23 protein-coding genes are annotated in these 22694 nt (G+C 61.1%); 8 read left to right on the top strand and 15 right to left on the bottom strand.

Going from position 1 to position 22694, the window contains the following annotated elements:
• Positions 1-92 precede the first annotated feature (92 nt).
• From ACVWYU_RS29800 to ACVWYU_RS29790, 3 genes are all read left to right on the top strand, one after another.
• Positions 93-1661 carry a purine-cytosine permease family protein gene (locus ACVWYU_RS29800; RefSeq protein WP_248915235.1) on the top strand — a complete coding sequence of 523 codons (1569 nt, stop codon included), beginning with the start codon at positions 93-95 and terminating at the stop codon, positions 1659-1661.
• Positions 1662-1664: 3 nt separating this feature from the next.
• Positions 1665-3353 carry a choline dehydrogenase gene (gene betA / locus ACVWYU_RS29795; RefSeq protein ID WP_457374413.1) on the top strand — a complete coding sequence of 563 codons (1689 nt, stop codon included), beginning with the start codon at positions 1665-1667 and terminating at the stop codon, positions 3351-3353.
• Between the two features lie 195 nt (positions 3354-3548).
• Entirely contained in the window at positions 3549-4007 is a 459-nt protein-coding gene (locus ACVWYU_RS29790; RefSeq protein ID WP_457374412.1) for a GNAT family N-acetyltransferase, read from the top strand.
• A gap of 28 nt (positions 4008-4035) precedes the next feature.
• Here the strand turns inward: ACVWYU_RS29790 and ACVWYU_RS29785 are convergent, their stop codons facing one another.
• Positions 4036-4341: an NIPSNAP family protein gene (locus tag ACVWYU_RS29785; protein WP_457374411.1), complete on the bottom strand. Its 306-nt coding sequence runs from the start codon at positions 4339-4341 to the stop codon at positions 4036-4038.
• 245 nt (positions 4342-4586) lie between these two features.
• Between ACVWYU_RS29785 and ACVWYU_RS29780 the strand changes: the two genes are divergently transcribed.
• Positions 4587-4976: a c-type cytochrome gene (locus ACVWYU_RS29780; protein WP_457374410.1), complete on the top strand. Its 390-nt coding sequence runs from the start codon at positions 4587-4589 to the stop codon at positions 4974-4976.
• 186 nt (positions 4977-5162) lie between these two features.
• On the opposite strand, the gene ACVWYU_RS29775 is transcribed toward ACVWYU_RS29780, so the two are convergent.
• A complete protein-coding gene (locus tag ACVWYU_RS29775) occupies positions 5163-6443 on the bottom strand; it encodes a haloacid dehalogenase-like hydrolase (RefSeq protein ID WP_457374409.1) in 1281 nt (426 codons plus the stop codon).
• Positions 6444-6696: 253 nt separating this feature from the next.
• Between ACVWYU_RS29775 and ACVWYU_RS29770 the strand changes: the two genes are divergently transcribed.
• Positions 6697-7467, top strand: coding sequence for a DeoR/GlpR family DNA-binding transcription regulator (locus ACVWYU_RS29770; RefSeq protein ID WP_457374408.1), 771 nt, complete (start codon positions 6697-6699; stop codon positions 7465-7467).
• Positions 7468-7541: 74 nt separating this feature from the next.
• On the opposite strand, the gene ACVWYU_RS29765 is transcribed toward ACVWYU_RS29770, so the two are convergent.
• The 9 genes from ACVWYU_RS29765 to ACVWYU_RS29725 form a co-directional block, all read right to left on the bottom strand.
• Entirely contained in the window at positions 7542-8426 is an 885-nt protein-coding gene (locus tag ACVWYU_RS29765) for a ChaN family lipoprotein (RefSeq protein ID WP_457374407.1), read from the bottom strand.
• 52 nt (positions 8427-8478) lie between these two features.
• A complete protein-coding gene (locus ACVWYU_RS29760) occupies positions 8479-9246 on the bottom strand; it encodes a heme ABC transporter ATP-binding protein (RefSeq protein ID WP_457374406.1) in 768 nt (255 codons plus the stop codon).
• Positions 9246-10229 carry a FecCD family ABC transporter permease gene (locus ACVWYU_RS29755; RefSeq protein ID WP_457374415.1) on the bottom strand — a complete coding sequence of 328 codons (984 nt, stop codon included), beginning with the start codon at positions 10227-10229 and terminating at the stop codon, positions 9246-9248. The genes ACVWYU_RS29760 and ACVWYU_RS29755 overlap by 1 nt, the downstream gene beginning before the upstream one ends.
• A gap of 289 nt (positions 10230-10518) precedes the next feature.
• Positions 10519-10947: a nuclear transport factor 2 family protein gene (locus ACVWYU_RS29750; protein ID WP_248915229.1), complete on the bottom strand. Its 429-nt coding sequence runs from the start codon at positions 10945-10947 to the stop codon at positions 10519-10521.
• A gap of 26 nt (positions 10948-10973) precedes the next feature.
• Entirely contained in the window at positions 10974-11705 is a 732-nt protein-coding gene (locus ACVWYU_RS29745) for an SGNH/GDSL hydrolase family protein (RefSeq protein ID WP_457374405.1), read from the bottom strand.
• A 107-nt stretch (positions 11706-11812) separates the two neighbouring features.
• A complete protein-coding gene (locus ACVWYU_RS29740) occupies positions 11813-12253 on the bottom strand; it encodes a hypothetical protein (RefSeq protein WP_457374404.1) in 441 nt (146 codons plus the stop codon).
• Between the two features lie 196 nt (positions 12254-12449).
• The gene (locus ACVWYU_RS29735) at positions 12450-13019 is read right to left on the bottom strand and encodes a chorismate mutase (RefSeq protein ID WP_457374403.1); all 570 of its coding nucleotides are present in this window, start codon (positions 13017-13019) and stop codon (positions 12450-12452) included.
• An 83-nt stretch (positions 13020-13102) separates the two neighbouring features.
• Positions 13103-13402 carry a DUF7693 family protein gene (locus ACVWYU_RS29730; RefSeq protein WP_248915227.1) on the bottom strand — a complete coding sequence of 100 codons (300 nt, stop codon included), beginning with the start codon at positions 13400-13402 and terminating at the stop codon, positions 13103-13105.
• A 137-nt stretch (positions 13403-13539) separates the two neighbouring features.
• Entirely contained in the window at positions 13540-13941 is a 402-nt protein-coding gene (locus tag ACVWYU_RS29725; RefSeq protein WP_457374402.1) for a hypothetical protein, read from the bottom strand.
• 248 nt (positions 13942-14189) lie between these two features.
• On the opposite strand from ACVWYU_RS29725, the gene ACVWYU_RS29720 reads away from it, so the two are divergent.
• Positions 14190-14705, top strand: coding sequence for a hypothetical protein (locus tag ACVWYU_RS29720; protein ID WP_457374401.1), 516 nt, complete (start codon positions 14190-14192; stop codon positions 14703-14705).
• Between the two features lie 69 nt (positions 14706-14774).
• Here ACVWYU_RS29720 and ACVWYU_RS29715 read toward each other — a convergent pair whose 3' ends face one another.
• From ACVWYU_RS29715 to ACVWYU_RS29700, 4 genes are all read right to left on the bottom strand, one after another.
• Positions 14775-15617, bottom strand: a complete 843-nt coding sequence (locus ACVWYU_RS29715; protein WP_390959992.1) for a DUF2950 domain-containing protein — start codon at positions 15615-15617, stop codon at positions 14775-14777.
• A gap of 80 nt (positions 15618-15697) precedes the next feature.
• Positions 15698-17224: a DUF3300 domain-containing protein gene (locus ACVWYU_RS29710; protein WP_457374400.1), complete on the bottom strand. Its 1527-nt coding sequence runs from the start codon at positions 17222-17224 to the stop codon at positions 15698-15700.
• A 250-nt stretch (positions 17225-17474) separates the two neighbouring features.
• On the bottom strand, positions 17475-19031 hold the full coding sequence (locus tag ACVWYU_RS29705) for an ArnT family glycosyltransferase (protein WP_247258253.1): 1557 nt from the start codon (positions 19029-19031) through the stop codon (positions 17475-17477).
• Between the two features lie 265 nt (positions 19032-19296).
• Complete coding sequence (locus ACVWYU_RS29700; RefSeq protein WP_248915224.1) at positions 19297-19515, bottom strand: DUF4287 domain-containing protein; 219 nt, start codon at positions 19513-19515, stop codon at positions 19297-19299.
• Between the two features lie 291 nt (positions 19516-19806).
• Here ACVWYU_RS29700 and ACVWYU_RS29695 point away from each other — a divergent pair, with 291 nt between their 5' ends.
• The gene (locus ACVWYU_RS29695) at positions 19807-20019 is read left to right on the top strand and encodes a hypothetical protein (protein ID WP_457374399.1); all 213 of its coding nucleotides are present in this window, start codon (positions 19807-19809) and stop codon (positions 20017-20019) included.
• Positions 20016-22694: toxin VasX (locus ACVWYU_RS29690; protein WP_457374398.1), on the top strand; the 2679-nt coding region annotated here is incomplete at its 3' end. The genes ACVWYU_RS29695 and ACVWYU_RS29690, both read left to right, overlap by 4 nt.

The raw sequence follows: 22694 nt of genomic DNA, 5'->3' as shown, positions 1-22694 counted from the left end.
GACACCTGTGGCGAGGGAGCAAGCTCCCTCGCCACAGGACCCGAAAAAAATGCGGTTTTTTCGTCATGATCTTCCAACAATAAGAGTCCATCATGAACACAAACGCCAAGTCCGCCCCGAGCGTGTCGGTCCTCGATGACAAAATCGTCGTCGAAAGCCATTCGATTGACTTCATCCCCGAAAACGAGCGCACCGACAAACTGTCGAGCCAGGGCCCGTTCTGGTTTCTCGGTAACTTCACCTTTTTCACCATGACCATCGGCTTCGTCGGCCCAAGCGTCGGCCTTACCGCGCTCTGGACCACACTGGCCGGTACGCTGGGCATCATGTTCGGCACGCTGTTCATGGCCTTTCATGGATCCCAGGGCCCACACCTGGGTCTGCCACAGATGATCCAGTCCCGCGCGCAGTTCGGTTATCGCGGGGTGATTCTGGTGCTGTTGGCGACACTGTTCGTGTTCGCCGGCTTCAACATCGTCAACCTCGTGCTGATGATGCAGGGACTGCACACGCTATTCGGCTTCAACCCCGCCGCGATTGCAGTGGCGGTGACAATACCGGCGGCGGTGCTGGCGATCCTCGGTCATGACTGGATGCACCGCAGCTTCAAATGGGCGCTGTACCTGTCGTTGCCGCTGTACGGTCTGGTGACCCTGGCGGTGCTGATGGGCTGGGTGCCGGATGCGGCGTTGCCGGCGCTCGGCGCCGGAGAAGTGGCCCCGGCACCGTTGGGTTTCAACTGGACCGGTTTCATCGCGCAATTTGCGGCCGCGGCGAGCTACAACATCGCTTACGCCCCGTACGTATCGGACTACTCGCGTTACCTGCCGAAGAACACCTCCAGCGGCAAGCTGATCGCGGTGGTGTTCCTGGGCGCTTCGTTGTCCGGTGCCTGGATGATTTCCGTGGGTGGCTGGCTGGCCGATCACCTGCACTCCACTGACGTGCTGGTGGCCCTCGGGCAAGTCGGCAATACCGTGTCGCCGCTGATGGGCACGGCGGTCGTGGTGATCACCATTCTGGCCTTCCTGCCGGTGATCGCGATGAACATCTACAGCGCCAAGCTGACCACCCTGACCTGCGTCGACTCGATCAAGCATATCGAACCGACCCGCAAGGCGCGGATCCTGGCCATCGCCTTCGTGATCCTGTTGCAACTGGGCGTGGCCCTGAGCATCCAGAGTTCCGGTAAAGGCCTGTCGGTGCTCGGCATCTACCTGGTGGTGATGCTGTACTTCCTGGTGCCCTGGACCTCGGTCAACCTCACCGACTACTTCTTCGTGCGCAAGGGCCGCTACGCCATCCCGCACTTCTTCATGCCCCACGGCAACATCTACGGCAGCTGGGGCCTGCGTGGCATCGCCGCGTACGCCATCGGCTTCGTCTCGATGATTCCGTTCTTCTACATATTCGACGGCGTCGAACAGCGCGAAGTGTATGTCGGCCCACTCGCCAAGGCCCTGGGCAGCATCGACATCGCCTGGCTGGTCGGGCTGATCGTATCGGGGGTGGCCTACTACTGGCTGAGCCGCTCGATCGATCTCAAGCGCGAAGAAGCGGTCATCCAGCACATCGAGAAAACGTCCCCGCAATTCACCACTGGCGACAAATTGACCAAGCCGTCGAAGCCCGTTTTCAACGAATCGACGGTCCGGAGATAAATCATGGCTACGCAAAAATACGACTACATCATCATCGGCGCAGGCTCGGCAGGTTGTGTGTTGGCCAACCGCCTGAGCGAAGACCCGGCCACCTCGGTGCTGGTCCTGGAATTCGGTGGCAGCGACAAGAGTGTAGTGATCCAGATGCCCAGTGCGTTCTCGATCCCGATGAACACCAGGAAGTACAACTGGCGCTACGAAACCGAGCCGGAAACCTACCTCAACGGCCGTCGCATTCACTGCCCACGGGGCAAGGTGCTGGGGGGCTCGTCGTCGATCAACGGCCTGGTGTACATCCGCGGTCATGCCTATGACTTCGACGAGTGGGAATCCCTCGGCGCCCAGGGGTGGGGCTATAAAAACTGCCTGCCGTACTTCAAGCGCGCCGAGAGCTACGAGTCCGGCGGTGACAGCTATCGCGGGCAAACCGGACCGTTGCACACCACCAACGGCAACCACATGAAAAACCCGCTGTACGGGGCCTGGGTCGAAGCCGGCGCAGAAGCGGGCTACATCAAGACCGATGACTGCAACGGCTACATGCAGGAAGGTTTCGGCGCCATGCACATGACTGTGAAAAACGGTGTGCGCTGTTCCACCGCCAACGCCTATCTGCGCCCGGCCATGGACCGTTCGAACCTGACGGTGATCACCCACGCGATGACCCGCCAGGTCATTCTCGAAGGCAAGCGCGCCGTGGGCATCATCTATGACCATGGTGGCCAGACCCACCAGGTCTATTGCAACAAGGAAGTGCTGATTTCGTCCGGGCCCATCGGCTCGCCGCACCTGCTGCAACGCTCCGGCATCGGCCCGGCCGAGGTCCTGCGCAAGGCCGGGATCAATGTGCGTCATGACCTGCCGGGGGTAGGGGAGAACCTGCAGGATCACGCCGAGGTGTACATCCAGTTCGGCTGCAAGGAACCGGTGACGCTCAACAGCAAGATGGACCCGTTGAGCAAATTGATGATCGGTTTGCGCTGGCTGCTGTTCAAGGATGGCCTGGGGGCCACCAACCACTTCGAGGCTGGTGGTTTCATCCGCTCCGACAAGGGTTTGCGCTGGCCGGACATTCAGTTCCACTTTCTGCCGGCGGCCATGCGTTACGACGGCAACAAGCCGATCAAGGGCCACGGTTTCATGGTGTTGACCGGGCCGAACAAACCGAAGAGCCGCGGCTACGTGCGCGTGCGCTCCGCCGACCCTTACGAGCATCCGGAAATCCGTTTCAACTACCTGGAGCGCGAAGAGGACCGCGAAGGTTTCCGCCGCTGCATCCGCCTGACCCGCGAGATCATCGGCCAGAAAGCCATGGACCGCTTCCGCGATGGCGAAATCGCCCCCGGCGCGCACCTGACCAGCGATGAAGACCTTGATGCGTTCGTGCGGGACAACCTGGAGAGCACCTATCACCCTTGCGGTTCGTGCCGCATGGGTGAAGACGACATGGCCGTGGTGGACTCCGAGTTGCGCGTGCATGGCATCGCCGGGCTGCGGGTGATCGACTCCTCGGTGTTCCCGACCGAACCGAACGGCAACCTCAACGCGCCGACCATCATGCTCGCCGAACGGGCGTCGGACCTGGTGCGCGGACGCAAGATGCTGCCGGCGTCGGATGTGCCGGTGGGGCTGGTCGAGAACTGGGAAAACAGCCAGCGTTCGACCCTGCCGGGGCGTAACGTGCGGGTCTGAAGGCACTGCAACCCAAGGTGGTAGCGGGCTTGCTCAAGAAGGCGGTGTGTCATTCAACATTCATGTCGACTGACACCGCTTTCGCGAGCAAGTCCGCTCCCACATAGGGTCGTGTTCTTTTCAGGAAAATATTACCTCTCGATTGAGCCTCCATTGCTAGTCTGTAGATCCTTGAGACCGCAATGGAGCACCCTCATGGCTATCCAGGCCCTGCGCGCCGACGCCTCGCACATCGACAAGATCGCCCCGTTATTCGACGCCTATCGCGGCTTCTACGGTCAGCCATCGAACCTGCCGCAATCCCGTGACTTCATCGCCGAGCGCATCGCCCGTGACGAATCGGTGATCTTTTATGCCGAGGACGCCAGCGGCGAAGCCCTGGGTTTCGTGCAGATGTTCCCGACCTTTTCCTCCATCGACGCGCACCGCACCTGGTTGCTCGGCGACCTGTTCAGCGCGCCCGCCGCTCGCGGCAAAGGCGTTGGCACCCTGTTGATGAACACCGCCCGCGATTTCGCACGGTTGAGTGGCGCCAAGGGCATGACCCTGGAAACCGCCATCGACAACCACACGGCGCAGCGCTTGTATGAGTCTTTGGGGTATGTGCGCGATCCGGGCTACTACACCTACTGCCTGGATTTGAAGCAGGGCTGAGCCCGGCGCTTCAAATCGCGGATGGCCCTTAACCGAACACCGGCCGGAAGAAACTGCGCTCATAGCTGAGGATGCAGCGGGTTTCTTCGGCGTACTTGAACGCAGCAATGCACGCCGGGTCGTTCATCGACTCTTGGCGATAGGTTTCGTAAGCCGCCAGACTGGGGAAGGTGAACATCGCCAGGGCAATGTTGTTGGCAGCCTCGGACGGCAGGAAGTAGCCGTGATGCTGGCCACCGAATTTCTCCACCAGGGGTATCCACAGCTTGCCGTAGTGCTCGAATGCGTCGAGCTTGTAGGGGTCGAGCACGTATTTCAGGTAGCAAGTGACCATCAGTTTTCTCTCCTTATAAAAGTGCAGGCCGGGGTACAAGGGGCACTAGTCTGCCAAGGCCTGTATCAGACTGCCATCAGCGATTTGCGCTCAAGAGGCCGGGAGCAAAAGCTCGCCCTCATAGGCAGGGTGGCGTGCAAGGCGTTTCGCCCATGAACCCGCAACAATCCCTTCGATAAAGGCGCTGGACATGGTGAAATGGCCGCCCCTTTTTGCCGTGCCTCATTACTGATCTGGAGCTGTACATGAACAAAGCTGCGGTGCTGACCTTCTTCTTGCTGCTTCAGGCAGGTTTGTCGGGTACGCAAGCCTTTGCGGCCGGTGATGCCGAGGCGGGCGGCAAACTGTTCAAGCGTGTGTGTGGGGGCTGCCATCAGATCGGCGAGTCAGCGCGAGCCTTCTTTGGCCCGCAACTCAACGGCATCATCGGGCGCACGGCCGGAAGCACCACCGATTACCAGTACTCCGACGCCATGAAATCCTCGGGCGTGGTCTGGACCCGGGAAAAGCTCGCTGCGTACATCGAAGATCCCAAAGCTGTGGTCTCCGGTACACGGATGATCTTCTGGGGCATCAGCGATCAGGAAAAAATCGACAATCTGCTGGCCTATCTTCAGACTTTTCCGGCGCAGTGACAGGCCTGGGAAATTACCCCAACTCAAACACCCATTCGACCTGACCACCGATTGCATCCGATTTAACCCGCCCGCTTTGTAACCCTGATCGGCAGAGCACGGTCAAAAGCAGTCAGCAGGTACAAGGTGAGTTGCACTTGCACTTACGCTGGCGGATGGCCGTCGGCCACCCGCCAGACAGTGCCATCAAGCCAGCAACTTAAGCTCGTCTTTGCCGTACTTGAGCGATTTCTCGTCTGGAATCATCAGACCGGTGTGTTCATCGCGCCCCTGGAGGACGAAACGCGCGTCCGGCTTGCCCAACTGGGTAGCGGCCTGCTGGCTGTCGGCGCCGATCTCGCCCTTCTTCATGCGGTTGACGATCAGCCCCACCGCCGTATCGTTGAAGTCGCGCAGCATCCAGGCATCGCCATCGCTGTCGCCAGCCACCAACACCGGGCCATAGCCCTTCTGTTTAACCAGCACGTTCTTGATGCCGACGGTCTTGCCCGGACCGTAATTGAAGTGCCAGTCTGGCTGATAGCGAGTGGTGTACTTGCCGTCTTCCATCGCCATGCGCAGGCCGATCACGTTCTCAGGCGGCACGCCGTATCCGTAATGAGGATTGCCTGCAAACACGCGTACCACATCGTCGATCGAGGCGGTGCTGACATAGACGTCGATGCCGTTGGCGCGCAGCGTGTGCATCAGGCCACGAATCTCCTCATGGATGCGGATGCCATGAAAGTGGGTGTCGGCCACCACCCCGGCCTTGCCCGGCAATGTGCGCGAACTCTCGTACTTGACCTTGCGCAGCGCGTCGCCGATAGCATAGTTGTTGGAGGCCTCGGCCATCGCCTGCAACTCAGCCGTGGTCATGTTCTTGTAGAAATACAGAATCCACTTGTAGCCGATCTCCACCGGATAACTGTCGCAGATCGCGTCGTACATGAAGTAGAGCTTGGCGAGAAAATCCTTGTACTGCTCGCTGGCCTGGATCTCTTCCAGGCTCTTGTCGCCGGCGAGCCCCTTGTAGTTGGCGTGCAACCAGCGGTAATCCGCTTCCACATCGCTGGCGATGTCTTCCATCTTGACCGGCTTGCCGTCCACCGTGGTGTAGTCCTTCATGAACGCGCCGTTTGGCACGTCCTGACGCACCACAGCAGCGAACTCATCGGGCGTCAGCTTGTACTGCAAATGATTGATCTGGTAGACCAGCAGCGCTTCTTCACAGTCGTTCATGATGCAGGTGTTGTCCCAGTCGAACACCGCGTATGGGCGCTGGTCAGGACGGTAGGACGCACTTTTGACGCCGTGCTCATCGATCACCGCCTGCAGACGCTTTTGGTTAAGCGGCGACCAGCGCGCCGGGTCCAGCGCACTCGGTGTGGCCGGGGGCGTGGCGGCTTGCGTTATACGCGATGACAACAACAGCGGAGAGACGACGGAAACGGTGGCGAGGGTGTTCAGAAACTGGCGACGCTGCATGGCATAGCTCCTACTTCTAGACGAGAGGTTACAACCGAGGCGATGGCGAAAGCGTGTTTCGAAATACGGACGAGGGGAAGAATCCGTCCGGCCACGAGGCTAGCTCCAAATACACAAAAAAACAATAAAGCCTCAATATTACACAAACATGACGCACAGACCGTATCAGCCGGGTCCCGCCAAACTTGACAGCGACTGATGCCCCTCCACAATGCGTGCTCGGACAGCGACTCGAACAGCAGGGACACCCGGTATGTGGCAAGAAGAGCGTTACCAGCGAATCCGCGCACTGCTATCGACCTTGCAGCGCGTCACCACCGACCGCATCGTCACGGAGCTGAATGTTTCTCGCGAGACGGTACGGCGCGACCTGGTCGCTCTGGAAGAACAGGGGGAATTGAAACGGATTCACGGTGGCGCCATCCGCGTTGAGGACGAAGCGCCCATCGCCGAGCGGGCGAACATCAACGTCAAATTCAAGCGTGACCTTGCGCGCGCCGCGGTCAGTCTGCTGTCGCATGGGCAGACGGTGTTCATCGACGCGGGCACCACCACCGTCATCCTTGCCGAAGAGTTGGCCAAGCTGGGAGGGCTGACTGTGATCACCAACTCGTTCAACGTCGCGCTGCAACTTCGCAACCCCGCCGCGTCAGGCGGTCGGCACAACGAGGTGCTCGTACTGGGCGGCTCACTCGATGATCGTGCGCCGGCGACGGTCGGCAGCACCACGGTGGCGGAAATTGGCCGCTATCGGGCCGATCTGGCGCTGTTGTCGCCGGTCGGCATCGACGCCCAGCGTGGTGCCAGCAACTACGACCACCGCGAAGCCGAAGTGGCGCGCGCCATGGCCGACAATGCCGAAGGCGTAGTCATCCTCGCCGATTACAGCAAGATTGGCGTGGAGAGCCGCGTCGCCTTCTGCCCGCCAGAACGCATCGATGTGCTCATCACTAACCACAAGGCCAGTACCGAACCGGCGTTCGCCGCACTGAACGCCAAGCTGAAACGTATTGTTCTGGTGTAGCGGTGGCTTGACGGTTGCAGATCCAATGCAAATGTCCATGCAATGACACACCGCCGACCCTTTTGCATGTCGGCTCACTGACGCAATTGCGCACAGTGATCCTGTTCCGCTTGCCCCGCCGTATACCACACGTAATCAGCGCTTTCGGCGCTCACGGTCTTGCCGGCTTCGGCCAGGATCAACACCAGGCTGTCCTGGCTGGCGCCGAGATCCTTCAAATGCAAAGGCACGCCCAGGTCCTTGCGCACATGGAACGCCCCGGCCAGTAACAGGGCAGGGGTTGGCGCGGCCAGCAGGCGCTCGGCCATGCGCCGGTCGCGCTGCTGCTGGACCGCGAGCATGGACGGCAGCAGCGTTTCAGGCAGCAACCCGCAGTGGGACGCGCGCAGGTCGTCCAGCAAGGTGGCTTGAACCTGCGGCGTGTTGGACGCTGCACCACTCAGGGTCGGGGGCTGTTGGTAGATCTGCAGGATCTGCGAGCGGTCGAGGTTGGCTGACAACAGCGGGTACGGTTGACGCAACGCATAGTTGACCACGGCCCCGTAAACGCCCCAATCCCAATTGGCTTGCCAGGCCAGCGCCTGATAGGGATCGGCCGGTGGTTGACCGGCACGGCTGGCGGCCTGCGCGGCATCGACCCTGGCCTGTTGGTCGGGGTTGAGCATTTCCATCAGCAGGCTACCCTGGGGACGTTGTGCCGCCATTTCGCGCAGCAGCCAGAGTTGCAGGGCGTGGTGGTCAGGGTTGTCGTGTTGTTCGCCAACCAGCACCCGCGGCGCGCTGGCCAGGCGCTCGACCAGTTGCTGCGGCGTGAGGCTGCGACCGCTGGCGAGTTCGCGGATGACCCCGAAGTCGGCGTGATCCCGCCCTTGCGGGGCCATCGGTGGCGGCGTCGGTGCCACGAGACGGGATTGGCAGGCCACCAGCAGGCTGAACAGGCAGAGCAACAGAATGCGCATGGGATGTCCTTGTGAGTCGATGGTTGCCTCGTACACAACGGGCACAGGCGGGTCAGCGCGCGATAATCAATGGATGGCCACGTTCCGGGTGCCGCTGAATCAGCACTTGCAGGCCATACACCGCTTCCAGGGTTTCGGCCGTCAGGACTGCGTCTGTAGTACCGTAGGCGCGGGGGCGACCGTCTTGCAACAGCAACAGGTGATCGCAATAACGTGCCGCCAGATTGAGGTCGTGCAGGATCACCAGGACGGCCACACCGCGCCCGGCGAAATCGCGCACGGTTTGCAGGATGGTGTGCTGGTGCAGCGGGTCGAGCATCGAGGTCGGTTCGTCGAGCAACAGAATCTGTCCCTCGGCACCGGGCCACAATTGCGCCAGCACGCGGGCCAGGTGCACACGCTGGCGCTCACCCCCGGACAGGGCCAGATAACTGCGTTCGGCCAGGTGCAAGGCGTCCGCAGCACGGAGCGCCTCGGCGACGATTTCGCCATCGCGCACGCGACCACTGGCGTGGGGCAAGCGGCCCATGCCCACCACTTCATTGACCGTAAAAGCAAAGTTCAGGCTCGAACTCTGCGGCAGCACTGCCAGGCGTCTGGCCCGCTCCTGACCCGGCCAGCCGGCCAGCGGTTGTCCGTCGAGGCTGACTGTGCCTTCGCTGGCGGGCAGCTCATCGCACAAGGCTGCGAGCAAGGTACTCTTACCGGCGCCGTTGGGCCCCAGGACGCCGAGGACGTGCCCCGCCTGCAATTGGATATCGATGCCCGCCAGCACGGTGCGACGGCCGCGCTGTACCGCCAGGTTGTTTGCCCGCAGCATCAGGAGCGCCCCCGTACCAGCAAGTAAAGGAAGAAGGGAGCACCGATGAGGGCGGTGACGATGCCAATCGGCAACTCGGCCGGCGCCAGCAGCAGGCGCGCGACCAGATCGGCCAGCAACAACAGGCTGGCCCCGGCGAGCAAGGACGCCGGCAACAAGACGCGGTGATCGGGGCCGACCAGCAGGCGCATCAGGTGGGGCACCACCAGGCCGATAAAACCGATCAGGCCCGCGGCCGCCACCGCCGCACCGACGCCCAGCGCGGTGCACAGCACCAGCTCCAGTTTGATCCGCTCGACGTTGAAACCCAGGTGACGGGCTTCCGACTCGCCCAACAGCAGCGCATTGAGTGCCGCCGCGCGACGAGGCAACCACATCGCCACGCCGATCGCGACGATCAGTAACGGCCACAAGCGCGGGTAGCTGGCGCCATTGAGGCTGCCCAGGTTCCAGAACGTCAGGGTACGCAGCGTGGCGTCATCCGCCAGGTAGGTAAACAGCCCGACCCCGGCACCGGCCATGGCCGTCATGGCCACACCCGCCAGCAACATGGTCGCGACATCGGTCTGGCCATTGCGACGCCCGAAGCGATAAACGATCGCCGTGACGATCAGGCCGCCGGCGAAGGCGCAGACCGACAGCAGGTACGGCTCGATGACCGGCGGCAAGCCACCGAGCAGGCTGCCGCCGACGATGGCGAGAGCCGCGCCTAGCGCCGCACCACCGGACACGCCGACCAGCCCCGGGTCGGCCAGCGGGTTGCGGAACAACCCCTGCATGGCCACACCCGACAGCGCCAGCACCGAACCGACCGTGATGCCGAGCAAGCTGCGTGGCAGGCGGATCTGGCCGAGGATCAGCTCCGCTTGTTGGGTGTCGCCGCCGTTCAGTGGCAATCCGAGTAGCCGAAACCCGGCCAGCAAGGTATCACCCAGCGGCAAGCTGACCGGCCCGAGGGCCAGGGACATCCAGAACATCAACAGCAACAACAGACCGAGGCCTGTCAGCAACGGGCGCGGCCGGATAATCGCCGTCATCGCTGGCCCCCGGCAGTCTGGGCCAGGCACGCATTGGCGCAGAGCAGAAGGGGTTTGATAGGCATCAGGGACTTCCTTGGTCGATCAGAGACATTGACGGTGGGTGCTAAGGCATCGAAGCCTTGGTAGCCGGAGATGATGCCACCGACGCCCGGTTTGCGCACACGCCAAGGCTCCGCGTCCTGGTCCCGGCTGCAAGCTCAGCGGCGCCACAGTTTGCTGATTGCAGAGAAGATCAGGCTTTGCTGGCGGCCAGATAAGCGCCCAGGCGTCGTCCCATTTCCTCGCCCAGTGCCTGCAAGCCACTCAACGGACGGACCATCACCTCGAAATCGACGATTTTTCCTTCTTCGTTGAAACGGATCATGTCGATGCCTTTGAGTTGTTTTTCGCCAACCATGGCGCTGAACTCCAGCACCACATTCAAGCCGTCGTCCGTGGCCAATTCGCGGTGGTAGGCAAAGTCCCGGAAGACGTTGAACACTGTGTTGAGAATCATCGAGACCACCGGCGCGCCGGAATACGGCGTGTGCGCCATGGGCGAGCGGAACACCGCGTTGGGGTCGAGCAAACCGGGCAGGGCACTGAGGTCGCCGCTGCGGATCATCTCGTGCCACTGGTTCAAGGACGCTGCGGCATTGGGATGCAGTTTCAGTCCGGACATTTTCAACTCCTGTTTATTGTTGTGGTTCAAACCTTGTCTGATGCGCTGGCTCGACAGCGCCGGGCAATGGCCCGGGCGGCATCGTCGGCCCACACACTGTAGATCGCCGGGCCTGGATGAAAACCGTCCCGCGCCATCGAACCGGCCACGGGCGCCAGCCGGGTCGTCAGCATCGTACAGTGATCGTTGCCCGCGGCCAGCCCGGCGAGCCGAGTGTTGAAGCGCGCCGCCCGGTTGCCCCGGTACCAGCGTAGCGGTTGCGGCAAGGCGGGAAACAGGTGCATGGGCGGGAGCGGGGACAGGATGATCTGCTTCACCGCGAATTGGTCGCGCAGCACGTCCATCAATCGCTGTTGCAGGGCGATCCACTGCTCGGCCGACAATTGACTCGTGACATCGTTGACACCAATGGACAGCAGCGCCACGTCGAAGCGTTCCGGCGCACGCTGTGCGAGCAGATCCAGCAGCGCCTGGGAGTCCAGCCCGGAGCGCGCCCAGAGCTTCCAGAACACCTGATGATCCGTGGCCAGGCGGCTGACCAACTGGCCGCTCAGCGCTTCGGCTTGCGTGGGTGCACCGACCCCGGCTGCGGCGCTGTCACCGAGAATCAGCACACGCAGGTCCTCACCAATGCCAGCCACACCTTCGCGTTCACCCTCGGCTTCCGGCAATTTCGGCGTGACCCGCCGGGTGTACATACCCTGCATGAGCAACACGGGACCGAGCACGATTTTGGCCAGCGTTTCAGTCTTGCTCATGGAGAGGATCCTGTGAGGGGAGCCATAGATTCGCTTAAATATCGCCCACGAAAAAGCCCGGCTGATCAGGCCGGGCTTTTGCGGGGTGCTGCGGTAGAGCGAGCGGCTTAGGCAGCGCGATTCTCGATCAGGCGATCGGAACCACCTTCGGCGACAGTATTGCCTTGCAGATGATCGGAGCCATCGGCAGCTACGGTGTTGCCTTGCAGATGATCGGAGCCATCGGCGGCTACGGTGTTGCCTTGCAGGTGGTCGGAGCCATCGGCGGCGACAGTGTTGCCTTGCAGGTGGTCGGAGCCATCGGCAGCGACAGTGTTGCCTTGCAGGTGGTCGGAGCCATCGGCAGCGACAGTGTTGCCTTGCAGATGGTCAGAACCATCGGCAGCGACGCGGTTTTCGATCAGGCGGTCGGAACCCCCTTCAGCCACACGGCTTTCAATCAGACGATCCGAGCCGCCTTCAGCGACGACAGGTTGAGCAGAGGTAGCGGCAAAAGCGTTCACTGCAAAGATCGAAAAAGCGATGCTGAGGAGGGTTTGGCGTTTCATGATCGTGTGCTCCGGGGGTGTTGTTTGTTGGGTATGGAGCTCATGTTACGCCGCGGATTTTTTAAGAGAACTTCATTGAGTCAATGGTGACTATCGACGCAGTCAATGGCGGTACCGCTGGCTTTATGTAGGAGCCGGCTTGCCGGCGAAGGCCATCTCAAGAACGCCATCGCCCGCCCGCCGAATACCGCTGGCCTCATTGTTCAGTGATGCACAGCTCCCCGGTGGCGCGTATCAGCGCCTGGCCATGCAACGCATCCTTGATCAGGCTGGAACACTGGGCGGCCAACCAGGCCGGGCAGTCCGGGTCCACGCGATAAGGCGTGAAATCGGCGTATTGCTGTAACAGACGGTTCTGCAACTCGTCCAGTTGGGGCCTGATTTTATTGAGGTCCGGTCGTGGCACGTCAGGCGCCTTGCTCGCCGCTTGCCACTGCGCCAGCAACCCGTACTGCACCAGCTTGTTGGCTTCGATCTGGGCGGCGACCAACTCGGCGGCGTCGTCCGGGTCCAGTTTGTGTTCGATTGCCTGCCTGCGGGCATTGGCGATGACCAGCGTCTCCCGAGCGGTATCCTGGATCGGCTTGCCACTGTCCCATTTGGTCAACGCCACCTGATCAGCAAGATTCAAGCGCTCATTGATCGTGGCCAGCAACGGTTGCAGCGTATCGGGTGCCGGGGTGGCAGCAGCGGCTTGGGTGCCGCTGGCGAGAACGCCGAGCAGGGCGCCCGTCAGCAACGGCGAAAGGCGTGGGAAGTGGAGCATAAGCAGACCTCATCGGGAACGGAGTTCACACAGCGGTGTTATGTAGCACAGGCGCGACGAACGGACGAGTGGTCGCGGCGCAATCAAGCGGACTCAGGCGCGGCCAGCCGCCGCTCAATCTGCGCCAGCTCCCAAGTGCTGAGCAGACTCACCGGGTCGGTGCCGTAACGCTGCCAACCGGCGAGCGTACGACCGTCCGTGCTCAGGCAATGCAGGCAGTGGCGCAGCTGATGCGCCTCGACCTCAAGCATCAAGCGCCAACCCTCGATGTCGACCAGCACTTGGCCGGCCACGGCTTGTTCGTTCAGGCGCTTTAGCGTGCGTATGCCTTGGGCGACGTCACGCAATTGCTGATAAACCTCGCGAGCGGTCAAGGGGGGCACAGGTGTCTCCGATAGATGCATGGCAGGGTGGAGCGGGGTGCCACAGGATAATCGATCAAGCACAAAACGGGCGCCCAAGAAAAAGCCCGGCTGATCAGGCCGGGCTTTTTGCGGGGTACTGCGCCAGGGCGAATGACTCAGGCAGCGCGGTTCTCGATCAGGCGATCGGAACCACCTTCGGCGACGGTGTTGCCTTGCAGATGATCGGAACCGTCGGCGGCGACGGTGTTGCCTTGCAGATGGTCGGAGCCATCGGCGGCGACAGTGTTGCCTTGCAGGTGGTCGGAGCCATCGGCGGCGACAGTGTTGCCTTGCAGGTGGTCGGAGCCATCGGCGGCGACAGTGTTGCCTTGCAGATGGTCGGAGCCATCGGCAGCGACGCGGTTTTCGATCAGGCGGTCAGAACCCCCTTCAGCCACACGGCTTTCAATCAGACGATCCGAGCCGCCTTCAGCGACAACAGGCTGAACAGAGGTAGCGGCAAAAGCGTTCACTGCAAAGATCGAAAAAGCGATGCTGAGGAGGGTTTGGCGTTTCATGATCGTGTGCTCCGGGGGTGTTGTTTGTTGGGTATGGAGCTCATGTTACGCCGCCGGTTTTTTAAGAGAACTTCATTAATGTGATGGTGGACATCGACGGGATTGATAGGGGGATCGGCTAACCACTTGTGGGCGTGATGATACGAAGTGACTCAGGCAGCGACCGCTATTCCGTCTGTCGCAGGATTTGAACCGGCGTTGATTTATCGCGTCATACAGTTCGCGATATCAACCCTATGGAAGCGACCATGCTTTTGAAGAACAAGAGTCTCATTGCTGTAATGTCCTGCGCCCTGATGCTGGCAGCCGCTCCGTTACTCCCTGCTGATCTGTCGATCATGAACGCCGCCTACGCGAAGGATGGTGGTGGTGGTGGTGGTGGTGGTGGTGGTGGTGGTGGTGGTGGTGGTGGTGGTCATGGCGGTGAAGGTGGTGGCCATGGTGGCACCGGTAAGGGCGGTGGTGAGGGTAGCGGTCACAGCGATTCGGATCACGACGGTGGTTCTGCCAGTAATGGCCGTGGCAATGGGCTGAGCAGCGATCATGCCGGCAAGGCGGTTCGTGACCACGGGATAAGCGGCAACCACTATGGCAGTGATCGCAATCACGATCGTGGTCATGGCGCGACCACCTCGGGCATCGCCCATTCCAAAACTACTCGCGGCCTGACCAAAGCCTCGGCTATTTCGACCTCGACTCCAGGGGACCACAACACAAAAGGCTTGAGCCGCGCCGGCACGTCGGGAACGAAAAAGTCCTATTGAGTCAGTGGCTGTTGAGTCTTCAATCGCCATCGCGGCTGGCCGGGCAAACCGGCTAGCCGCCGTCCATAGTCAATCCGGCCGCTCGTCATCCGCAGGCACCACTTTCCAACTGTCATCCGGATCAAACAGCTTCATCGACTGCGCCAGCTTCTCGCCGTCGGGCCCCAGGTCTTTCTCGAATACCTGACCGTCATGGCTGATCATGAAACTCATCACGCCACTCTCGCCGTATTGTGCCGGCCAGGCGATCAGTGCAAAGCCCCGGCTCATCTTGTCGCCGATCAGGTAGCTATAGGCGCCGCCCGGTGCCGAAGGGCCCTGGCCATCGAGGATGCGGAAGTGGTAACCATGCCAGTCCTGGCCGTCAATGGTCTTGCCGAACTCGGGGCCCAGCGGGCTGATCTGACCACTGTTGTCGTCCGCCCAGTAGAGCCCGTCGTGCTTGCCCGGGGTGCTGAAGATTTTCTGCGCGTATTCAAGTGCGCCGTCACCGTCACGATCCACTGACGCGTAGTCCATCTGGGCGTCGTGATAGGCCAGTGCCGACTGCACGGCGGCGAGTTCATTGCGGCCAATTTGACGGGCACGGATCTCGGCACTGCCGGCCTTGATGTCGAAGTGCCAACCTTGTGCGCTTTTGACCATGGGAATGGGCAATGTCCAGTGGTCACTGCCCACCGACAGAATGGCCTTGCCATCACTGGTTTTTTCAATGCCGTGTTGCTCGCGGTATTGCTTCAAAAACGCATCCACGTCTTTGCGCTCCGCGCCTTCGCGGGGGATGTAGGTGCGCCATTCGTTGCCCAGTAACTCGGTCAGGCGTTTCTGATCCGCGTGTTTTGTGCCCAGTGCTTCGACGAACGCCTGGGCGGCCTTTTCAGGGGTGGGAAACGCCTGCTGTGCCATGACCATGCAGGACCAGGCCAAACCGGCCGTGATCGCCAGGGCACTGCCAAGCAGGCCTTTGAGAGCCGGTACTCGAGGATGGTTATTCAACGGCGGCCCCCCCTTTGACGCGCTGGTGGAGTGGAAGGCCGACTGATCTGCTGGCCGGCTGAACGCGAGGCGCTGGGGCGCTGAACGGATGCCTGACTGGCCCGGCCACGACTGGCTTGCAGGTTGGCCTGGGACGGTGAGCGCGCGCCAGCGAAGGCATTGTCGGGGGCGCTGCCACGGCTGGCGGGCTTCGCGGCCGGCCGGTTTTGCGTGGTCTGGCGTGCCTGTGCATTGCCTTGTGCGCGTTGATTGCCTTGCGCCGTCTCTTTCCTGGGCTGCTGATTGTCCCGAGTATTCCTGGCCGTGCCCTGGCTTCTGTCAGTCGCTTTCGGTCTGTCTGTGGCGTTGGCTCTGTCTGATGCCCTGGATTTGTCTGCACCGGCTTGTAACCGATTGCCCGAGTCTCGCGCCTGGGCTTCGCGCGCACGATCCCGGGCTTCGAGGTTGCTGGTGGCGGGCCGTTCGATACCGTGCTTGTCCATTGAGCTACGGGCCTTGTCACGCGCCTGGGCGCGTTGGGCATCTTCCCCCCGGTAGGCCTGACGCTGATTGGCGCCGTCCAGTTGACGGCCGTACTGTTCGCGGCTTCTGGTGTCCCGGTAGGGCACGCCATTGCGATGCACGGGGTTGTGCTGCCAGCTGTTATTGGTGATTCGGTTGTTGCCATTGATGTTGTTGTAGCGATTGACGTTGATATCGACGTCGTTATTGCCCCAGTCGCATTCACCCCACAACGCGCCGACGATTGCCACCCCGGTCCCGAACGCCAGCCCGGCCATCAACGCCTGGCCGGGGTAATAGGCCGGCGGCGGTGGGTAGTAGGCCGGCGGCGACGCCGGATAGGGCCAGGTGCCGTAGGTGGTGGTCGGGTTATAGGTGGGGACGTACACCACCTGCGGATCGGCGGGTTGAATGATGATGGTGGAGCTGCTGCTGGCAGGGGCCGGAGCGGGGGCCGAACTCGTCGCGGCGGGTGCCGGTGCCGGGGCGGGAGCCGCCACATTCTGGATGGTCACGTTCTGATACTGGTTGCTCTGCAGGTTGCCGGCGGCTTGCGCCTGGCGACGCAAGCGTTGCACGCCCTCCATGACATCATCCGGTTGCGCCAGGAAGGCATCACCCAAGCGCTGTACCCACACAGGGTCCTGTCCCAGCGTCGCCAGCACCTGGGGGAAGGCGACCAGCGCCTGCACGCTGGGGTCCCATGGCTGGTTCGCCACTTGCTTGACCGCGTCATCGCCCTTGGCGTCCGGATTGGCTTTGGACCAGGTGACCGCTTCGGTCACTTCACCAGGGTAGGTCGTCGCCATCAGTACCTGTGCCAGCAACGAGTCCGGGTAAAGCGCAATCGGCGCCAGCATTTGATCCAGCTGCTCTTGGGTAAACACGGCATCTTTAGCGGGCGCCGGGGCCGGTGCACTGGCGGCTGGGAGGGTGGTGGCGGTATCCGCTGCCTGCGCAAAGCAAGGGGTGCCGCTCAAAAAAACGAGCGTGGACAACGCATAAAGAAATGGAAGGCGCATCGCAGCTCCCTTTGGTCTGGCAGATTTGAAAGGAGTGAATCCATGCCAGGGAGGTGACAACTGACTTTGCAAGCCACAGACCTCGATGCCGTGCAGTAATAGTAGCAAACAAAAAATGTCTGCCACTGAATCGGCGGTTCAGTGAGGGGAGCGAATGACTACGCGGTAAGGATGTGTATGCCTGATGGGGGGTGGTCGGTCGACCACCCCCGAATATCCACGAGGGTTATGCACGCGGAAAAGAGGGACCTCAGTCGCCCGTTTTCACCTTGGGAATGTACGCAGCACTGCCGGCTTCATGGGAGTGAGTCAAGCGGGCTCCGTTGTTGGGCCTGGTGGTGATCAACTGATGATCGGCAGTCAGATAGCCCAGGGGCAATCGATTGATGTCCTCGTACGGCTCGACAATGATCGTGCGTTCGGGATTCCAGCGCTCGCCACTTTTCTTTTCCAGCCACGCCATGAGTGCCGCGCTGTCACCGCTTTTCGGAATGTCCGAGTCCGGCTGAACGTAATAAAACGGTGAGCCATGGTTTTGCAGGTACATGGGCAGCTTGTTGTCGACGTCCACCAGCACCAGGCGCCATTCGTTCCACGGCGCCGTTTTGCTGGCTTCGGCACGCACATCCTTGCTGAACTGCATGACCCCGCCGTCTCCGCCGTTGGTCCAGGGATAGACGATCCCCAGAATCAACAGTAAAAAAACAGCCGCGCCGGCAATGCCCTTGGTCCAGCCTGGGCCGCTGACTTTACCGGCGGCTTCTCGCTCGGCCATGCGTCGGGTAACCCACCAGGCCGCCAGCAACTGGGCAAACGGCACCAGTGGCAATACGTAATAGCTGCGTCGACTGCCGCTGGCGGTAAAGAACAGGAACAGCAGCCCCAGGCCGCCAATCAGCCAGCGAACGTTGGGCTCGGTGTGCTTCCAGCTGCGCACGGCCACCCACAGGCCGAGTATCCAGCAGGGAGCCCAAGGCAGGGTGTAGACCGGCAGATAAAGCAGATAGGTGTAGATCGGGCCAATGTGGTCGAAAGGCTGAAAGAATCGGACCACGTTTTCCCGAAAGACCAGATCAAGCCCGCTCTGTTCGTAGCTTGGCGTGCCGTAGCGTTGCGACAGCAGGAACGGCAGCATGTAGAACGCGCCTGCCACCAGGAGCGCCAGGCACAGGCGGGGATTGAGATGGTTTTTCCAGCGCCCTTCGCCCAGCAAGTGCGGCAGCAGGATCAGCCCGGGAAGAATGAACCCGATCAAGCCCTTGAACAGCGAGGTCAGCGCCAGTATCAGGAAAAACACGATGTAGCGACTCAGGCGCGTATCGTTCGGACCGCGCCAATACCACCAGACCGCACCCAGGACACCGCAAACCGTGAGGATGTCCGCCGTGGCGACCCGGGCCCAGAATACGAAAAAGAACGTCGTCGCCAGAAACCAGCCAGCGATCAGGCCGGTGCCTTTGCGATACAACTGTTCACCGATCAGGTAGACCAGCCAGACACTCACCCACGCCGACAAGACCGTGGGCAGTCGCAGCGACCAATTCCCAAGGCCACCCATCAAATGGGCAGTGGCGGTAATCAACCAATAGGAAGGCAGTGGCTTGTCGTAATAGGGCGTGCCCTTGAGATAAGGGTCGAAATAATCGCCAGTTTGCATCATCTGCAGGGCGATGTTTGCCCAGCGGGTTTCCGGGCCCCAAAGCTCTCTGGCACCTAACCCGAAAAGCATCAAGAGCGCGGAGACACTCAGCAGAAGTATCAGCGCACCCTGTTCACTTTTTAGAAAACTGACTAACGTTTTTTTCATGAGAGTTTCGCACGTTGCGCTCGCCGTGACGTCGGTGAAGCGTCTGGACCGTCAAGGCTATCGGTTGAAATGTGATGGAATTGTCAGTAGATCGCGAATAAATCATTAGTTGCGGTTCATATCCAGTTAACACACCCATTAATGCAGGAGTGTGAATAACAGCATAAACAATGGTTCATGTCAGACTGCTAGATCCGGAAGAGCGGCGGATTCGGCTTGATTGGCCCCATCGCAGCGCCGAGAAGGCCCCAATGATGCCGTGTAGTCAGTCGCTTCTAGCTGAAGCCAAATAGTGGGCAACTAACGCGTTGGCATGACCATGGCCGATACCGTGTTCGGATTTGAGTAAGGCCACCAACTCCATATGCTTCTTGCCGCTGACTGATTCGAGCAGATTCAGCCAGTGAGTGACAGGCTGCCCGTACTTTTTTTCAATGGAGGGGAAGTAAGACGCCGGTCCTTTGATTTTTGAGTCTTCGGTCATGAGGCAAACTCCTTTTTGGCTTGGGTGATGGCAAACACTGCGGCTGGCCGAATTCGAACGCAGTATAGGCAACTTGGGCTGAAATGCAGCAGACACGAAAAGCCCAGTGGATCAGACCCTGATTTTCAGCAGGGTATTTGTCTCGTAAAGGACAAGTCCTTCCGACTTTAAAGATTCTTCCTACATCTATCCGCTTTTTGCCTTGGTAGCGTGCGTGCCAATTTTCGCGAGCACGAACCAGGGACGGTTTGAACATCGCACTTCTTTTCCTCCTTGCTTAAGGATAAGCGTATGTTCCGGTCGACCCATGCGGCGCAGTTAGTGCTGCAGACCCCTGCTATTTGTCACGACTTCGGCTATCTGGCCGGCCAGCCATTGACCCATCACCCGGACATCGTCGAGCTGCTGACAGTGTCGACCCAACAATCACCGTTGAGCCGCGTGCAACGTGCAGCGGAGCTGGCACATCAGCGCTCGACCCAGCTTCCGGGAGACGAGCCATGACCACTCAGAAACCGCCGCAATCCGCTGCCAACATCGCCGCCATGGCCAAGAGCGCCCAGGACATCCGTTCGCCCATGGGCCTGTGTCCCCTGATGAGCCAGAAAGTGCAGTTGCTGCCGCTGCGTTATGGACTGGTCGAACACCTTGATCCCTCATCCGAACTGACCCTGCCGCTCAAGCTGAACAGCCAGCCGCTGGGCATACGCCTGCTGCGCGACGGTTACCTGTACATCATCGACAGCGGCACCGGCTACCTGCACGAATACCGCGTCGAACAGGGGCAGATCAGCAAGCTGCTGTGGCAGGGCCCGGAGGTGGCGGGCGATACGCGCACCACGGCGGTGGGTGAACCGCACTTGGTCTTCGCCCGCCGGCACACCTTGTTTGCCAGCTATTCGGAAATCCAGTGGACGGCCTACAAGTGTTCGCAAGTGCTCAAGGACGCCACCGAGCGCGAGCGCTTGATGCAACGCATCGAGCTGGCCAAAGCCTGTCCAGACCGGGGCGGCGCCGATTTGCTGAGCCTGCGCCAGGCGATAACCTGGCTGGCCGAGGTCGCTGAAGCGGGCGCGCCAGCCCAGGGCCGCGAGCCGTTGCCCGAAGGCGCCCACCCGCAAGCGCGCCAGCCCTATGGCTGGGAAGACAGGCCGCTGTTCAAGGCCACGGCGATCGAAGCACTCACCAGCCAGGTGCTGGGGGATCATCAGAACGACTACCTGTTCCTGGTCTTGCGCGATGACTTTGGGGTGATGCGCGACCTGGCCAGCGCCCAGCTGCAAGTCGCGGACTGGATCGAGCAATGGAGCGCCGACGACGACGCCCAGCGCAAGTACCTCACCGGTGCCTACATCCAGTCCTTGTACGAGGTGACACCGGCGCGCCTCGAGGCGCTGGCCACCCGCGATGCCGATGTCAACGCCCTGATAGAAGACACCGACCCTGCGCAGCAGGCCGCCCTTGAAGAGTATCTGCGCATCCGGCGTGACCATGACGGGCCGCCGATCCATGGCGACGAGGCCCATTGGCGCAAGGCGGCGGCCAGCGATCCTTATGCACGCGCCGCCGTCAACCTGCAGGACGCCCTGGGCGTGGCGCTGTGGCAAAAGCATCGAGACACCATTGCCAGGCTCCACGGGCAAACCTGGGAAACGTTGCACGGCGAGGCTATCGGCCAGCGCGGCATTGATCATCTGGTCAATCGGGCCGGGATGGAAGCATTTGTCCGCCAGCAGCAAACGCTGCTGGCCCATTGGCACAAGCGCCTGCAGGTGATTCGCGAAGACCGCTTGAACATGATCGTCGCCGGCCATTTCCACCGTGCCGCCTGGTATTACGACTTCCGAAGCGATGCCCAGATCCGCCATCGCCTGGAGACCGAATTCGTCTGCGTGGCCGCCCTGTGCGGTGACCGCGAAGCCACCGAAAAACTGGCCGCCTACCTGCAAAGCAACCTGCTCACCGTGGTGCCGGGGCTGGACACCCTGACCCGGGCCGATCAGCTCGACCTGAGCAAGAAACTCATGGACCTGAGCAATTTCTCGATCACCCTCGCCACGGCACCGGAAAGCCTTGCCAGCGTGAATGTGCTGAGCAACCAGTTCAGAAGCCTGATGAATGAGCGGTTGCCGAACTTTGAGGACCTGAATACGCGGTTCAGGGGGCTGCAGAGTTTGTTGGACGGGGCCTACATGCCAGCGCATCAATTGATCGCAGCGGATCAGTTGGAGCGGGCGCACGCAGAATTCAAACGATATCAGCCAATCGACCCCAACAACTTCATCCGTGACCTGGGCGTGCCGGCACGCCTGCAACTGTTACGCGAGTTTTCCCGCAGCGGCTTGACCCTGCGGGCGGCGTCGGCGGCGGAAATCCAGGCGTTCAACCAGACCCGCGATGCCGCGCTCGACCTGCGCCGCCAGCTCAAGGACACCTACAAACAGCGCCATCGCGAGTTGTCGCGGCAAATCTATGGCCTGACCGAGCCCGGCGGCGAGCAGAGGCTCAACCAGCGGATCATTAGTCTCAAGACCGCGCTGGTGCCGCTGGAAGACCACCTCAGCCGGGCCCTGACCGTTGGCGCGGGTGGCCCCTGGCAAATCGGCACCGTGATCGATGGCATGGCCCCGGCGTTGCGTGACGAAATGGTGCGCACCGTGCGTGATTTCCGCGCCACGGGGACGTTTGGCCAGCCACTGATGAGTGCGTTGAAGTCCGGGGGGGACGGGATTGCGTTGTTGCTGTTGGTTTATCAGGGGCAGAAGTTTGTGGAGGTTTTGAGTGCAATCATAAAAAACAATGACCGTTCTTTTTCTGATAAAGCAGCTTTCGCAGAGTCCTTGATTGGAATGTCGGCGGCAGGTTTTGCCGCTGTACAGGGCCTGTCGGTAACACTCCTTCAGGCATATATCGTGCAAATGGACAGCGCCGCCGGCAAGCTCAACACCATGAGCCGTTTAGGGCGCTGGAGTGGTATCGCTGGGCTGGGTGCCTTTGGATTTGGTGCTGCGGCTGCGGCAATCGATCTCGGCAAACACTCCCGGCAATGGGCTAAAGCGCTGGCCCAAGGCAATCACCAGGCCCTGGCTGCAACAACCCTGCAAATCGCCGGCGACGGCATCCTCGTGGGCACCAACACCTGGGGCGCCAAACACACGACGTCGATCATCAGCCAGGTA

The organism is Pseudomonas sp. TE12234, from assembly GCF_054061835.1.
This window is presented reverse-complemented; position numbering and strand designations above follow the sequence as displayed.